The organism is Peribacillus sp. NPDC096540, assembly GCF_050278525.1.
In the GTDB taxonomy this organism is placed as follows: domain Bacteria; phylum Bacillota; class Bacilli; order Bacillales; family DSM-1321; genus Peribacillus.
This window is the reverse complement of sequence record NZ_JBNNTG010000039.1, coordinates 1-14941: the sequence shown is the minus strand read 5'-3', so window position 1 is coordinate 14941 and position 14941 is coordinate 1. Positions and strand designations below refer to the sequence as shown.

Here is a 14941-nt window from a genome sequence, read left to right as displayed (position 1 = left end):
CATTAATTTGGAAACATAGAGAATCTGAGCAAGAATAAGTAAATAGAAAAAGCATAGGAAATACCCAGATTTCTACAACCAGATTTGTAAGAGCCCTGGGTAGAAACTGGAATTTAGAAAGGAGAGAAAACGAGGGGAAATGGCTAGTTATACGATTGTTAATAAAGAAACTTGTATTGCTTGTGGAGCTACAGCCCCTGAAATTTATGATTACGATGAAGAAGGTATTGCTTTTGTAACATTAGATAAAAATGAAGGAACAGCCGTCATACCTAATGAATTAGAGGAGACATTTAAAATCACTACAAACCTAGATACTCATTTTTCTAAATCAGTTATTATTACTGCAGGGAATGGAGCTTTTCAGCCTCGTAAATTAGAACTAGAAGATGCAACACAGTTTGAAAACAAGAATTTACATTATTTTGTGAATGACATGACTCGATTCAAAGGAAGAAAAGTAGCGATTCTAGGCGGTGGAGATTCGGCTCTTGATTGGGCACTTATGCTTGAGCCTATCGCTGAAAAAGTAACATTGATACATCGAAGAGATAAATTTCGTGCTCATGAACATAGTGTAAACCAATTGATGAATTCGTCTATTGAAGTCAAAACACCTTATGTTCCTTCAGAGCTGGTAGGAGCAGATCAAATCACTAAAATTGTCGTAGAACACACTAAGACTCAACAAAAAGAACTAGTTGATATAGATGACCTAATTGTTAACTATGGTTTTGTTTCCTCTCTTGGCCCAATTAAAGAATGGGGTCTAAAACTTGAGAAAAATTCAATTATAGTTAATACCAAGCAAGAAACAAATGTTTCAGGCATATACGCTGCCGGGGATATTTGTACGTATGAAGGAAAGGTTAAATTAATTACATCAGGATTTGGTGAAGGTCCTACTGCAGTCAATAATGCTAAAGCTTATATTGAGTCCTAAAGCCAAAGTTCAGCCAATGCATAGTACTTCCTTATTCGCATGATTTTCTGGTCCTAGTGCATTAAAATGTGGTCTTAAAAGTGATTTTCAAGGGTGATGGTCAGGTGGTACTTTTTTGACCATACCCTTGAATGGTTTGAAGCAAAGTAAGGCAATTAGGGAATATTAGGTAGCAATTCAAAAATGGTCGTTTATATAGGTAGAATAATTAGCAACAAAATGGGGGAAATACCGACAAATAATTCTGAATATTAATATTATTAATGCAAGCTAAGTGGTGCTTTAAGGTAACTTGAAATTTCAAGGAACAAGTATAATTTACTATAACCAAAGGCTGGTACGTATATTTGGGCACCCAGAGCCTGCTTGTTCCTAGGCATCAGAATGTTGTTTTTTTGTCTCTGAATTCTTTTCTTCTTTTCCATTATGGAGGTCTTCCAGGAAAAAATGGTATTTTTCTTTTAATTATTCACAAAATATAATAGCTACACAAAATATCCTAACAGCCTAGAGTGGCACCAAATAAGATGAACACGGAGAGTGACTAGTAATGGAAGAAATAAACGAAAAAAGATTTTGTGAAACGTGTAAAAAAGAAACAGTTCATACAGTAAGAGAAGATGCATTAGAAATAGAATATATCTGCAATGAATGTAGTCAGCACCAAGAGATTTTTAAGACGTTTTTTTAGAATTTATTTATAACTTTAGGATTAAATATTATGAAATTATTTTGTATCTATGAAATTGAAATCTGCGGAGTGAGTGGTTAATAGCTACTAACTCTTTTTTTCTTTCTTTTTTGTTTTGATATGGCCTACCATTTTTGTCATAAAAAATAACATCTTATTTATTCTTTTGTTTCATTCGCAGGATACAAAGAAAAACCCGGATAAAGGGCACTTTATTAAGTGTCCTTTATCCGGGTTAAAGTCCTCTTGTAGTAGCTCTTTTCTTTTTATTGAGCTGTATAACCACCATCCAACACAACAGCCTGGCCGGTGATGCCTCGGGCTTTGTCACTAGCGAGGAAAATGGCATAGTCGGCGATTTCACTTACGTCGAGTAAGCGGTTTTGTGGGACGAGCGGATAGATAACTTCTTCCAAAACACTTTCTAGGGGCACTTGTCTTGTTCTTGCTAGATCTTCCAGTTGGCCGCGTACGAGAGGTGTGTCCACATATCCTGGGCAAAGGGCATTTACTGTAATTCCCGAAGATGCGCTTTCAAGGGCTGCGACTTTCGTCAATCCAATTACACCGTGTTTTGCACTATTGTACGCTGCTTTATTAGCAAATCCAATCAGTCCATTAATGGAAGAGATATTAATGATTCTGCCTAATCCTTGTTCTTTCATAATAGGCAAAACGTTTTTAATTGCTATGAATGGAGCGGTCAGCATGATTTTGATCATCTGTTCGAATTTTTCAGTTGGGAACTCTTCAATCGGAGCAACATGTTGAAGGCCGGCGTTATTAATGAAAATATCAATTCGGCCATATTTCCTTTTGGTCTGTTTGATTAGTTGAATAATATCTTCTTCATTAGTTACGTCTGCTTTAAAGCCGGTGACTTCCAAGCCTTTGTTTCTTAAACCTAGAGCTGCTTCTTCAACTGTAATTTGATTAAGGTCTGACAGTACGACCTTTGCTCCATTTTCAGCAAAGATCTTACCAATTTCAAAACCGATTCCTCTAGCAGACCCCGTAATGATCGCCACTTTATCTTTAACCATATTACATTCCTCCAAAAAAAATGTAATGGTCTAAATCTGTCAAAAAGTTAAGTTTGATATAGGGAATATTCATATAAAAGCAAATTTAAAATATCAAGGGAAGGTAATAAAAATATGGGGGGATGGTTATTGATTTAGAGTCTATCATAATTTTCAAAATAACAAAAGATTTTTATTTACTCTTAGGGTTGGCATGGATATTGCATGTATATAAGTTGAGTAAAATGTAGGAAATTTCATGGATATGAAAGGAGAAACGAGATGATAAAAAATATAGCAATTATCGGTTCAGGTGTAATGGGGAGTGAAATCGCTCAGTCATTTGCAGTTAGCGGGTATTTCGTCACTATCAACGATATTAAGGAAGAGTTTCTATCGAAAGCCCAAGATCGAATATCTGAGAATCTATCCCTGCTTATTGAAGAAGGTGCTATGACTGAACAGGAAAAGCAGGGTGCTTTATCTAATATTACATATACGGTTGGCTTGAAGGAGGCCGTCAGGGATGCTGACTTTATAATTGAGGCTATTCCGGAAGTCATTGAATTGAAGTTAGATCTATATCAACAATTGGAGCGAATAGTGAAAGAGGATGCAATTATTGCATCAAATACATCGACCTTCCCGATTTCGCGATTGATGGAGACAGCTTCGTTTGCGGACCGGATGATAATCGCGCATTTTTTTAATCCTGGGCATCTGGTTCCTTTAGTTGAAATTGTTCAGCATAATGAAACAAAGCCGGAAGTCGTCGAGGCTACACTTGATTTAATTCGTAAAATAGGCAAGTCTCCGATTCTTTTAAAAAAAGAAATAGCTGGATTCATTGCCAATCGTCTGCAAACTGCCTTGATGCGGGAAGCCTTTTATCTCTTAAAAGAGGGCGTAGCTACTGCTGAGGATATTGATACAGCCATTACAGCGGGACCTGGATTTCGTTGGGCGTTTACTGGGCCAATCGAGATTGCTGATTTTGGGGGACTTGATACATGGCAGCGCGTTTTTGATAATGTTGCACCAGAGTTGGATCAAAGTAAGCAAGCCCCGATCATTATTCGTGATTTAGTGGAAAAGGGGAAGCTTGGGGCGAAGTCAGGTGAAGGGATTTTCACGTATGAGGAATCTACCGTTTCTCAGAAAATCAATGAGAGGGACCGTAATTTTATTAAACTAGGAAAATTAAAAATGGAGAAGGAGGAAGTATTATGAGAGAAGTAGTGATTGTAGGAGCAGCAAGAACACCAGTTGGTACGTTTGGAGGTAGTCTTGCCAATGTTTCAGCGGTTGAATTGGGAGTGGTAGCAGCTAAGGAAGCAATTAAGCGGGCAAATATTTCGGCTGACATGATCGATGAGGTATTGGTTGGGAATATTCTATCGGCCGGGTTAGGGCAAAATGTGGCACGTCAGGTTGCGATTCATACAGGAGTTCCGGAAACAACACCGGCTATGGCCATCAATAAGCTTTGCGGGTCTGGGCTCCGTACGGTAATTATGGGGGCCCAATTCATAGCCCTTGGTGATGCCGATGTGATTCTTGCTGGTGGTATTGAAAGCATGAGCAATGCCCCGTATTTACTTCCGAATTACCGTTTTGGACAGAAGATGGGGAATGCCGAAGTCGTGGATTCAATGACTTATGACGCCTTAACGGATGTTTTTAATAAGTATCATATGGGTGTAACGGCCGAGAATATTGCGGCACAGTGGGAAATCAGTCGTGTAAAGCAGGATGAATTTGCTTTACATAGTCAGTTGAAGGCTGAAAAGGCCCAAATTGAAGGTCGATTTGTAGATGAAATCGTCCCTGTTGAATATAAACGCAGAGGAAAAACGATCTTAGTTGACCAAGATGAACATCCACGCCATGGGCTAACGATAGACCAGCTAACGAAACTTCGACCTGCTTTTAAGGAAAATGGAACGGTTACGGCCGGAAATGCGTCTGGAATCAATGATGGCGGTGCGATGCTGGTGCTGATGTCTAAAGAAAAAGCTGACGATCTTGGACTAGAAATTTTAGCAACGATCAAGTCATATGCAAATGCTGCGCTTGATCCGAAAATCATGGGATACGGTCCAGTGCCTGCGACAAGAAAAGCTTTAGCAAAAGCGGATTTGAATATTGATGAAATTGATTTAATGGAAGTGAATGAAGCCTTTGCGGCACAGTCACTCGCTGTGCTGAAGGACCTTGAACTGGATCCAGAAAAAGTGAATGTAAATGGCGGTGCGATAGCACTTGGCCATCCTGTAGGTGCTTCTGGTGCGCGGATTTTGGTTACATTATTGTATGAAATGAAGCGTAGAGGTGCAAAAACGGGCCTTGCAACTTTATGTATTGGTGGCGGGCAGGGTACAGCGCTGATTGTTGAACGGTAAAGGTGCCGTGGCCTTATTTTCCTATGATATAATGGTAAACATCAGATGGATTAAGGAGAATAGGTATGGCCCATGATAATAAAACGGTTCAATTAGAATTAGTGAAAGCGATATTGGAAGAATTACCTTTTGGGATTTTGGTAACGAAAAATGAAAAAGAAATCGTCCTATACAATCGCGTATTATCTGAGGGATTTTCTGAGGATCAATTTGATCAGCAAACAACGTTGATAATCAAAAAAAATCTATCGTCAGCTGTAAATACGCCTTTTTTTTTGAACGGTAATAATGTGATTGTTAGAAAAGTGATTGTTCAATTGGTTGATGAGGAGTATCAATTTTATTTCCTGTTATTTACGAACAATAAAAATGATTTTCTTAATATTGATAATCATGAAGAAATCCTTTTTAAAGATATTATTGAATTTGCCTATGATGGATTGGTTATGGTCGATACGGAAGGGTATGTACAAATGTTGAGTCATGCTTATGCTGATTTTCTTGGGGTTGATCAGGAAAGCTCAATTGGGAAGCATGTAACGGAGGTCATCGAAAATACCCGTATGCATTTAGTAGCCAAAACTGGCAAACAAGAAGTCGCTGAATTACAAAAAATTAAAAATAATTACATTATTGCGACCCGTTCCCCGATTCTGAAACAAGGTAAAATCGTAGGGGCGGTCGGGAAGATATTATTTAAAAATGTCGGGCAATTTACAGCTCTTTCCAAACGGGTAAACTTATTGGAAATAGAGCTTAAAAAGTATAAAGGTGATTTTCGCGAGAGAAATAAAGCATCCTATACGTTTGATCATATAATAGGGAAAAGTCCTGCTCTTATGGAAGTAAAAGTTCAAGCCAGAATTGCAGCTAAAAGTGACTCAAATGTGTTGATACTGGGTGAAAGCGGAACAGGTAAGGAGCTGTTTGCCCATTCAATTCATAATGAAAGCAGACGAGCGATGGGTGTATTCGTTAAAGTAAACTGTGCAGCTATCCCTGCAGAATTGCTAGAGTCAGAGCTCTTTGGCTATGAAGAGGGTTCTTTCACCGGTGCAAAAAAAGGCGGGAAGGCAGGTAAGTTCGAAGCAGCTGATGGAGGGACAATTTTTCTTGATGAAATTGGTGAGCTACCACTGCATATGCAGGTGAAATTGCTTCGTGTTTTACAAGAGAAAGAAATTGAGCGGGTCGGTTCTACGGGCAGTGTTCAGATTGATGTACGGGTAATAGCGGCAACGAACCGCAATCTAGAAGAAATGGTTTCAAAAGGGGAGTTCAGGCTTGATTTGTATTATCGGTTAAAGGTCATGCAAATTCACGTTCCGTCCTTAAGGAAGCGATTAGAGGACGTTGAAATTCTGGTGAATTATTTTGTTGAAAAATACCAAAACCTTATGAAAAAGAATGTACAGGGCATGAGTGATCAAGCTTTACGTCTACTTCGTCTATATAATTGGCCGGGTAATATTCGTGAGCTGGAAAATATCATTGAACGAGCATTGAATATTGTTGAAGAAGAGGAAATGATAGATTCCAAGCATTTTCCTGAAGAAATAACGGGTCATAAAGAACAATACCCTATCCGCACTTTAGCTGAAGTAATGGAAGAAACCGAACGTGCTACAATATTTTCTTGTTTGGAAATGACTTCAGGTAATAAATCCGAAACGGCAAAGCGACTCGGAGTTAGTCGGACGACACTCTATGAGAAAATGAATAAGTATGGTTTATGATTGTAGAAAAGTACCCTTTGCATTTGCATAGGGTACTTTTTTATTGTTTGGAAATTTTTATGAATGTGTTAAGAAATCCGTTCATAATACGATAGGTAATTTGAATAGTGTTTGAAAAGGCTTACACTTTTTTGAAGGTTATAAACAGAGTGTAAAGAAATCTGAACAGTTTTAGATGATTTTATCTTTTAGAGTTAATAAAATGGGGAGGGAAAATGATTTAAAATGTTTTGATAGATGAGTAATTGTAAATCTAATTTATGTTGGCACGATTATTGCATAGGTATTTTATTGAATGGTCCATCTGTCATTTTACAAAGGGCTACGATTGGGAAAATGGATAGGGAGTAATTCTAAAGTTTCATAGTTTGTTGAAAGCATTATCAATAGGCGGAAGTAGTAGTAAAATCATTCAGCTTGACTTGGGGAAGGCAGACTCGGATGGTATTAGCCAATTGGAAATGTGAATTTTTGGGGGCAATGGGAGAAAAGAAAAGGGGGAATTATATTGGTGATTCAAATTTTAGCCATTGTTGTGGCTCTTGGACTTTTAATCTTTTTAGCTTATAGGGGTTATCCGGTCATTATCATAGCACCGCTTGTTACGTTATTGGCGGTCATATTATCTGGTGGTCATTTGTTACCTAGTTATACAGAGACATATATGACGTATGCAGCAAACTATGTAAAATCATTCTTCCCAATTTTTCTATTAGGTGCTATATTTGGTAAAGTAATGGAGATGAGCGGTGCAGCAGCATCTATTGCCAAGACCATCGTTAAATCACTAGGTTCCAAGAGGGCCATTCTTGCTGTAGTACTGGCCTGTTCAGCACTGACATATGGTGGGGTTTCACTGTTTGTTGTAGCCTTTGCAGTTTATCCATTTGCTGCAGCGATTTATAAAGAGGCGGATATTCCAAAACGGTTATTGCCAGGAACTATAGCGCTGGGTGCATTCACTTATACGATGGATGCTCTTCCTGGAACACCGCAGATTCAAAATATCATACCAACCAATTATTTCGGAACAGATACTTATGCGGCACCATTAATCGGAATTATTGGCGCAATCATGGTATTCACAGGTGGAATGATCTGGCTAGAACATCGTCGTAAACAAGCGCTAGCAAAAGGTGAAGGTTACGGGGAAGGACATACTAATGAACCCGAAAGTGGAGAACAGAAAAACCTGCCTAACTTTTGGCTGTCCATCGTACCACTTGTCCTTGTGGTTGCGTTCAATTTCGCTTTCAGTCGCAGTGCTATCTCCGTAAAGCACTGGTATGATAGCACGATGTTAAAGGAAACCTTCAATATTGCTGATGTAAGCTCAGTAACTTCTTCTTGGTCTTTAATTGTTGCACTCACAATCGGGATTATAGCAGCGATGCTTTTGAATGTTGGACGGATAAAGGTCAAACTTGCAAGTGGTTTAACAGCTGCGGCAATGGGCTCTTTACTAGCAATCTTCAATACCGCTTCTGAGGTTGGTTTTGGAAATGTTGTGAAAACGCTTCCTGGATTCTCTATGATTCAAAATTGGGTGTTCAACGCAAGCAGCAATCCACTCGTTTCGGAAGCAGTCGCAGTCAATGTGCTATCAGGAATTACTGGATCAGCTTCTGGTGGACTTTCTATTGCATTAGAGGTAATGGGAAGTCACTACTTGCAGGTGGCACAAACTGTTGGGTTCAGCCCGGAAATGCTTCATCGTATTGCTTCTATGGCATCCGGAGGAATGGATACGCTTCCACATAACGGTGCCGTAATTACTTTACTTGCGATTACTGGATTGACACATCGGCAGTCGTATAAAGACATATTTGTTATTACGATCTTGAAAACGGTTACAGTGTTCATCCTTGCTTTTTCAGCATCACTGTTTATTTAAAAGAATAAACTAGGAAATGGAGATGGAGAAAATGGGAAAATTATTGTCTTCTTTGGATAGTGCCATTCAACAAATTGAGGATGGAGCAACGATTGTTGTTGGCGGTTTTGGATTAAGTGGAATTCCAGAAAATCTAATTCATGCTTTGCGTGATAAAGGTGTAAAAGATTTGACTGTTATCAGCAATAATTGTGGAGTCGATGATGCAGGTCTCGGTCTATTATTGGAGAATAGGCAAATCAAAAAAATGATTGCTTCTTATGTAGGTGAAAATAAATTGTTTGAGCAACAATTTTTAAATGGAGAACTGGAGGTTGAGCTAGTTCCTCAGGGGACGCTTGCTGAGCGTTTAAGAGCAGGTGGAGCAGGTATTCCTGCTTTTTATACAGCTACTGGAGTTGGGACAGAAGTGGCTGAAGGTAAAGAACATAAGGAATTTGATGGTCGCAAATACATTATGGAAAAAGGGCTAGTCGGGGACTTCGCCTTTATCAAAGCATGGAAGTCAGATCCGTTTGGTAATCTCATTTATAGAAAAACGGCAAGAAACTTTAACCCAGTAGTAGCTACAGCGGGGAAAATCACGATTGCCGAAGTGGAGGAGCTTGTCAATATTGGAGAGCTTGATCCAGATGAAATTCATACTCCTGGGGTTTATGTACAAAAAATCTTTGTAGGAAACCATTATCAAAAACGAATTGAAAAACTTACAACCACTAACGCATAAAAAGGGGGAGTTTTCGAATGTCAAGACAACAAATTTTAGAACGTGCAGTAAAAGAAATCCAAGATGGTATGTGTGTGAATTTAGGAATCGGCATGCCGACCTTGATTGCTAACATGATTCCTGGTGACCTCAATGTCATGCTTCAATCGGAAAATGGCTTACTTGGAATTGGGCCTTATCCAAACAAAGATGAAGTGGATCCGGATTTGATTAATGCAGGAAAAGAAACAGTAACGGCAAAGGCTGGGGCTTCCTTTTTTGACAGTGCTGAGTCGTTCGCGATGATTCGCGGCGGACATATCGATCTTGCCATTTTAGGTGGAATGGAAGTTTCCGAAAAAGGGGATTTAGCTAACTGGATGATCCCCGGGAAGATGGTAAAAGGAATGGGCGGAGCGATGGACCTCGTCCAAGGGGCAAAACGAATCGTTGTCATAATGGATCATGTGAATAAGCATGGGGAATCCAAAGTGAAAAAGAGCTGTACACTGCCATTGACGGGAGAAAATGTCATCCATTGCCTGATTACTGACTTGGCTGTTTTTCAATTTTCCGAATCAGGTATGGAATTAATCGAATTGCAGAACGGGGTTACAATTGATCAAGTGAAAAGCAATACTGAGGCTGACTTTATTGTAAGCTCATCTATGGAAATTAAGGGGTAAGTAAAAAAAGTCAATGCTTGTATGCCCTAAGTAATTTGAGGCCCCTGTAAAATACCTATATGAACCTGCATTTCATCATTTCATCCGAAAGCGTGCATAATGAAGTTGAACTAATTTCATTTGCACGCTTTCTTTGTAATCATTTTTTATGAATGGTTGTTTCTTACGCGAAAATCTCTCATTTTCGGATAAATTATAGTGGATTCCTCCATTTTTAGAACAGAGTGAACTATTCATTTTGTTCTATTTGACCTTTGCAGAGTGATACGTCATGATTTTTTGTGCTCGTTTTCAATCATTTGCTTATGTGTTTGCAGTTATATTATTCTGAAACCCCAGTTTGAAGAATGTGAACTTGGGTTTCTACTATAAATTGGCTGAACGGAACGGTTAAAGGCGGAATAATAGAAGCATCTCATCATAGTAAACCTTTCAGTGTTGAAGTGATAAAAAGAACAAGGAGAAAAATTACAACAGAGGTAAATGGGGAACATTTGACGATTAATATATCAATCGGCTACACAGGAAGGCTTTCGGAAGATTGGTACACTAAGGAAAATTCATTTAAAGAAAGCTACTTAAAAGATGCTGAGCGTGTTGCAGAGGATAAAGTAGAGCAAGATGTTGAGAAAATCGTTGGGAAATTACAACATAAATATAAGACAGGGGTAGCAGGATTGTATCGTTATGTGGAAAATCAGCATCCAAAGTTTTGGAAGAAAAACAAGAAGAACTGGGACGAAATATTCAGTAAGGCCGATATTAAATATCATATAGATATAAGGATTGTTGACTTTGGTTCGAAAGGGGGAACAAAGTAAGAATGGCACAGGCACTCCATCCCTTATTTATGGCGCTTGGGTTTAGTGCTCCCGAGCAGTAATTTAAAACAATAAGAGCAAGCTTATTGCAAAGTACTTACAATGAATATCTTGCATCTAATATCATAAAATGATCCCCTCTGGAGTAACTCTACAATTTTTTAACTTGTGAAAATTTGAGAGGAAATTATGTTTTTAACAGAATCTAGTTTAACTGGATTAATTTTCTTAATGAAATCTAGGAGCCATCCCTCATTTACTTAAATTTAAATATCCTGAAATCCACCTCGTTAGAATACAATTTTTACAACTTTCATAAATTATGAGATGCATTAATAAATCAAATAATATATCCCAAGAATAACCTCGACAGAATAAATGAAATCTAAAATTCAAAAAACGGTAAGCAAGTTACTAAATTCCTTCAAAAACTCAGAAAACATAGTATGTGGAATTTTTTTAAATATTTTCCTTTTATACGGAGATACTAGCAGGAGACAAAGGTTAGAAAGGAAGACAGTATGGATCATATACAAATGGCCCGTGCGATGTTCGGAACGAATATGGCTGTACATATCATATTTGCAACGATTGGCGTAGGGTTGCCGATGATGATGTTGGCGGCAGAATTGATGTATCAAAAGACTAAGGATTTACAGTATGTTGTCATGGCGAAACGCTGGACTAAAACATTAGGGGTATTGCTTGGAGTAGGGATTCCGACTGGGACGATTGCGGGTGTCCAACTGTCACTTTTATGGCCTGGATTCATGGAAGTGATTGGGCGAGTTATGGCACTTCCGTTCCAGATTGAGATTTATGCATTTATGATTGAAGCGTTGTTCATGTCCATCTACGTGTATGCTGCTGAAAAAATCAAACCATGGGCTCGTGTCGTGAGCTTATTCTTTGTTGCTTTTGGAGCAATGGCATCAGCTGTCTTGATTTCTAATGTGCATGCTTTTGAGGGGACACCGGCTGGATTCCGGTTTGAAAATGGGGAAATTGTCGATGTTGATCCTTGGGCGGCTTTTTTTAACCCAAGTTTCTTAGTAACAGCAGGACATACTGCACTGACAGCTTATACGACAGGTGCTTTTGTCGTAGCTGCAGTTGCAGCCTATAAGATGTTGAAGAATAAATTTGGTACTACTGAATTTAATTTTCACCAAAAAGCATTAAAGCTCAGCATTGTATTAGGATTGGTCTTCTCTTTTTTGACGGCACTTAACGGTCACGCGACCACCCAGCATTTATATAGGGAACAGCCGGAAAAATTGGCGGCCGCAGAAGGCTTGTTTGAAACAAAGGATCATGCAGGACTTACTTTTTTCGGCTATACCGACAGGGAAGCTCAGGAAGTGAAGTATGGGATTGAAATTCCATGGGTATTAAGCTTCTTATCAGGCAATAGTTTTGATACAGTCGTTACCGGTTTGAACGATTTTCCAGAAGAATATTGGCCACCGCTTTATGTCCATATCTTATTCAATGCTATGGTCATTATTGGTTCAGGCTTAATCGCTTTAGCCTTGTTTGCTTTAATATGGAATAAGTGGTTGAAGAAGGATAGTTATCCCAGATGGGTTCTATGGCTGTTTGTCGCTGCAGGCCCGTTATCGGTGATTTCGATTGAATGCGGTTGGATTTTTGCTTGTACAGGCAGACAGCCGTGGACGATATACAGGATGCTTTCCACAGCGGATTCGGTAACTTCCTATGAAAATCTAGGATTTTTATTCACGATGTTCATTCTTGTATATATCATTTTATGCGTATCCGTCGTGTTTACACTTTTGTATTATTTCAAACGTCATTCTGTGATGGATGATATTTATAACGCCGAACAGAAAGATGTAAGGCTGTTCGATTCTAATTCATAAAAGGGGGAAAGCCAATGAGTGATGCTCTTCTTGCAATAACGCTAGTATGGGGCTTTATTTTTCTTTATGCAATTATGGCCTCGATGGATTTTGGAGCTGGTTTCTGGGCAATGACCTACATTAAAAAGGAAGAAACGAATGCTACAAAGATAGCAAACAGCTATTTATCCCCTACATGGGAAGTGACTAATACCTTCGTAGTTGGTCTTGTCATTGCTATTTATAGTTTGTTTCCGGGGGCAGTTTTTACCATTGGTGTAGCATTAATTGTTCCCGCCAGTTTAATTTTAGTGCTTCTTTGTATTAGAAGTGCGTTCTTAGTTTTCTCGCATAGTGTAGACAAGTATGAAAAAGCACTAACGTATATATCAGGGTTAACAGGATTAATCATTCCCGGGCTATTAATCAGTGTTTTGCCGATCACCCATCTTGGGTTTGTTGAAGGAATGCGAGGAAATGAAGAACTGAATCTTTTCAAACTTTTCACAAGTCCAAATGAGTATGCCTTTATGGGGTTCGGAATTATGAGCACGCTGTTTTTATCATCGTTACTTCTATCTGATTACTCTAAACAGGCTGATGAAATGAAAGCATACAAAATATACCGGCGGGACGCGATGATAACGGGGCCGCTTATGTTAGTTATGGCTATGATGGTGATGATTACATTAAAAAGTGAAGCGAATTGGCTTTACGAAGGGATGATGAAAAACTCTGCATTATTACTCGTTTCGCTTGTATTTTTTATCATTAGCGGAGTTGCACTTTATCTTCCTCATTTTTCCAAACGAGAGGTTAAAGGAATGCCGCGAATCGCTGTCATAGTGATTATCATTCAGTATTTGATCGGCAGCTATGTTTATGGGATTGCTCATTTGCCATATATCATTTATCCGAATGTTACAATCCTCTCAGGTTTTACCGACCCGACTTCATTCCGGGCAGTATTTGCCACATATATTGTAGGCTTTGCAATTTTAGTTCCAGGTTTCTATTATTTCTGGTCCATCTTTATGAAAGATCAACGTCGAAAATTCAAACGTCGACAAATGACTAATTAGTATATCTTGTAAAAAGCGAGGTTATCACTATGAAAAAGTTAGATTTGCTTAAATATGCGGTTTTAGTCATCTCACTCTTTTTAAGTTATCAAGCAGTTGAGGCACATGATAAAAATTTTCAAGTTGATGGGACCTATATTTCGACAAAAAGAGATGTAACAGGTGACCAAAAAATAGATATCATCACGGTTCAAGGATTGCCATATGAGAAAGGAAGCAAGTTTCTTAAAAAAATAGAGATAAGTGTTGAAAGCAACCGCCGCACAACTGGCGTACCTCTAAAAGCAGGGTATAATCCCGAACTCAAGCTTGCTGACTTAAACAAAGATGGGGTTCAGGATGTTTTAGTCACTGTTTTGATGGAAGGTACGGATCGATTGCTAAATAGTTATGCCTACACGTTCAAAGATGGAAAAGTTCAGGAATTAGAGATTCCGCCATCTGTTCCTGCAATTGCTCAATTTCTTGACGGCTACAAAGCGGAAATCAGTATTGAAGGACAAAAGCCTGTGGTTATAGATGTCAGTTCAAGAAAACAAAAATATGAAGAATTGGGTATTTATCAAGATGGAAAGTTGAATGAACCGACCGAGCTTTTGGTTGATCCTTACTCGTCATTGAACCTCAAGACCGTTTTTGGAAAAGGAAAGGGCCTTGTGGGGGTTCAAAATGTGAAAGGGGCCGACGAGCGTGATCCGTTGATGGAGATTAAATCAGTATGGACCTACAACGATGGGTGGAAACTTGTAAAGGCCCAGGTTAAACCAGTCAAGGTAAAGAAGAAAGAGTAGTCACTGAACAAGGCTTGAGGCGGCTGTCATAGGATAGGGTAATCTTGAAACATCAAAAGAGTTAATTCCACTCTACTATTTATACTTCAAACATATTGTTTGCTGTGTAACACTAAGGCATTAATGGCTTGAAAAAATAGGAGACAGCTCTTAAGTATGAGAGCTGTTCAGACTGTAGACAAACTCGATGAAAATCGAGTTTGTCTACAGTTTTTTTGAGGGTTTTAAAAATTCGAACGTTGATTGGAACGTAGGGCACTCGCTTTCCGCGGGCGGTCCGGGAGCCTCCTCGGCGCCTTTGCGCC

At 38.9% G+C, this 14941-nt stretch carries 11 protein-coding genes and 1 pseudogene; 11 read left to right on the top strand and 1 reads right to left on the bottom strand.

Annotated elements, in window-relative coordinates:
• Nucleotides 1–193: 193 nt before the first annotated feature.
• Nucleotides 194–986, top strand: a pseudogene (locus ACQKMR_RS23925) (NAD(P)/FAD-dependent oxidoreductase); the annotation flags it as partial.
• A 914-nt stretch (nt 987–1900) separates the two neighbouring features.
• On the opposite strand, the gene ACQKMR_RS23920 reads toward ACQKMR_RS23925, so the two are convergent.
• Nucleotides 1901–2677: a 3-hydroxybutyrate dehydrogenase gene (locus ACQKMR_RS23920; RefSeq protein WP_427699520.1), complete on the bottom strand. Its 777-nt coding sequence runs from the start codon at nt 2675–2677 to the stop codon at nt 1901–1903.
• 261 nt (nt 2678–2938) lie between these two features.
• On the opposite strand from ACQKMR_RS23920, the gene ACQKMR_RS23915 reads away from it, so the two are divergent.
• The 10 genes from ACQKMR_RS23915 to ACQKMR_RS23870 all read left to right on the top strand — a co-directional run bounded on the left by ACQKMR_RS23915 (nt 2939) and on the right by ACQKMR_RS23870 (nt 14636).
• Nucleotides 2939–3886 carry a 3-hydroxyacyl-CoA dehydrogenase family protein gene (locus ACQKMR_RS23915; protein WP_427699519.1) on the top strand — a complete coding sequence of 316 codons (948 nt, stop codon included), beginning with the start codon at nt 2939–2941 and terminating at the stop codon, nt 3884–3886.
• On the top strand, nt 3883–5058 hold the full coding sequence (locus ACQKMR_RS23910) for an acetyl-CoA C-acetyltransferase (RefSeq protein WP_427699518.1): 1176 nt from the start codon (nt 3883–3885) through the stop codon (nt 5056–5058). Before ACQKMR_RS23915 ends, ACQKMR_RS23910 begins: the two co-directional genes overlap by 4 nt.
• 65 nt (nt 5059–5123) lie before the next feature.
• Nucleotides 5124–6794, top strand: a complete 1671-nt coding sequence (locus tag ACQKMR_RS23905) for a sigma-54 interaction domain-containing protein (protein ID WP_427699517.1) — start codon at nt 5124–5126, stop codon at nt 6792–6794.
• Nucleotides 6795–7302: 508 nt separating this feature from the next.
• Entirely contained in the window at nt 7303–8688 is a 1386-nt protein-coding gene (locus tag ACQKMR_RS23900; RefSeq protein WP_427699516.1) for a GntP family permease, read from the top strand.
• Nucleotides 8689–8719: 31 nt separating this feature from the next.
• On the top strand, nt 8720–9415 hold the full coding sequence (locus ACQKMR_RS23895; protein WP_427699515.1) for a CoA transferase subunit A: 696 nt from the start codon (nt 8720–8722) through the stop codon (nt 9413–9415).
• A gap of 17 nt (nt 9416–9432) precedes the next feature.
• On the top strand, nt 9433–10080 hold the full coding sequence (locus tag ACQKMR_RS23890; RefSeq protein ID WP_427699514.1) for a 3-oxoacid CoA-transferase subunit B: 648 nt from the start codon (nt 9433–9435) through the stop codon (nt 10078–10080).
• A gap of 368 nt (nt 10081–10448) precedes the next feature.
• A complete protein-coding gene (locus tag ACQKMR_RS23885; protein WP_427699540.1) occupies nt 10449–10901 on the top strand; it encodes a Ger(x)C family spore germination C-terminal domain-containing protein in 453 nt (150 codons plus the stop codon).
• Nucleotides 10902–11422: 521 nt separating this feature from the next.
• Nucleotides 11423–12784, top strand: a complete 1362-nt coding sequence (locus tag ACQKMR_RS23880; RefSeq protein ID WP_427699513.1) for a cytochrome ubiquinol oxidase subunit I — start codon at nt 11423–11425, stop codon at nt 12782–12784.
• Nucleotides 12785–12798: 14 nt separating this feature from the next.
• The gene (locus tag ACQKMR_RS23875) at nt 12799–13845 is read left to right on the top strand and encodes a cytochrome d ubiquinol oxidase subunit II (RefSeq protein ID WP_427699512.1); all 1047 of its coding nucleotides are present in this window, start codon (nt 12799–12801) and stop codon (nt 13843–13845) included.
• 29 nt (nt 13846–13874) lie between these two features.
• Nucleotides 13875–14636, top strand: coding sequence for a hypothetical protein (locus ACQKMR_RS23870; protein ID WP_427699511.1), 762 nt, complete (start codon nt 13875–13877; stop codon nt 14634–14636).
• Nucleotides 14637–14941 lie beyond the last annotated feature (305 nt).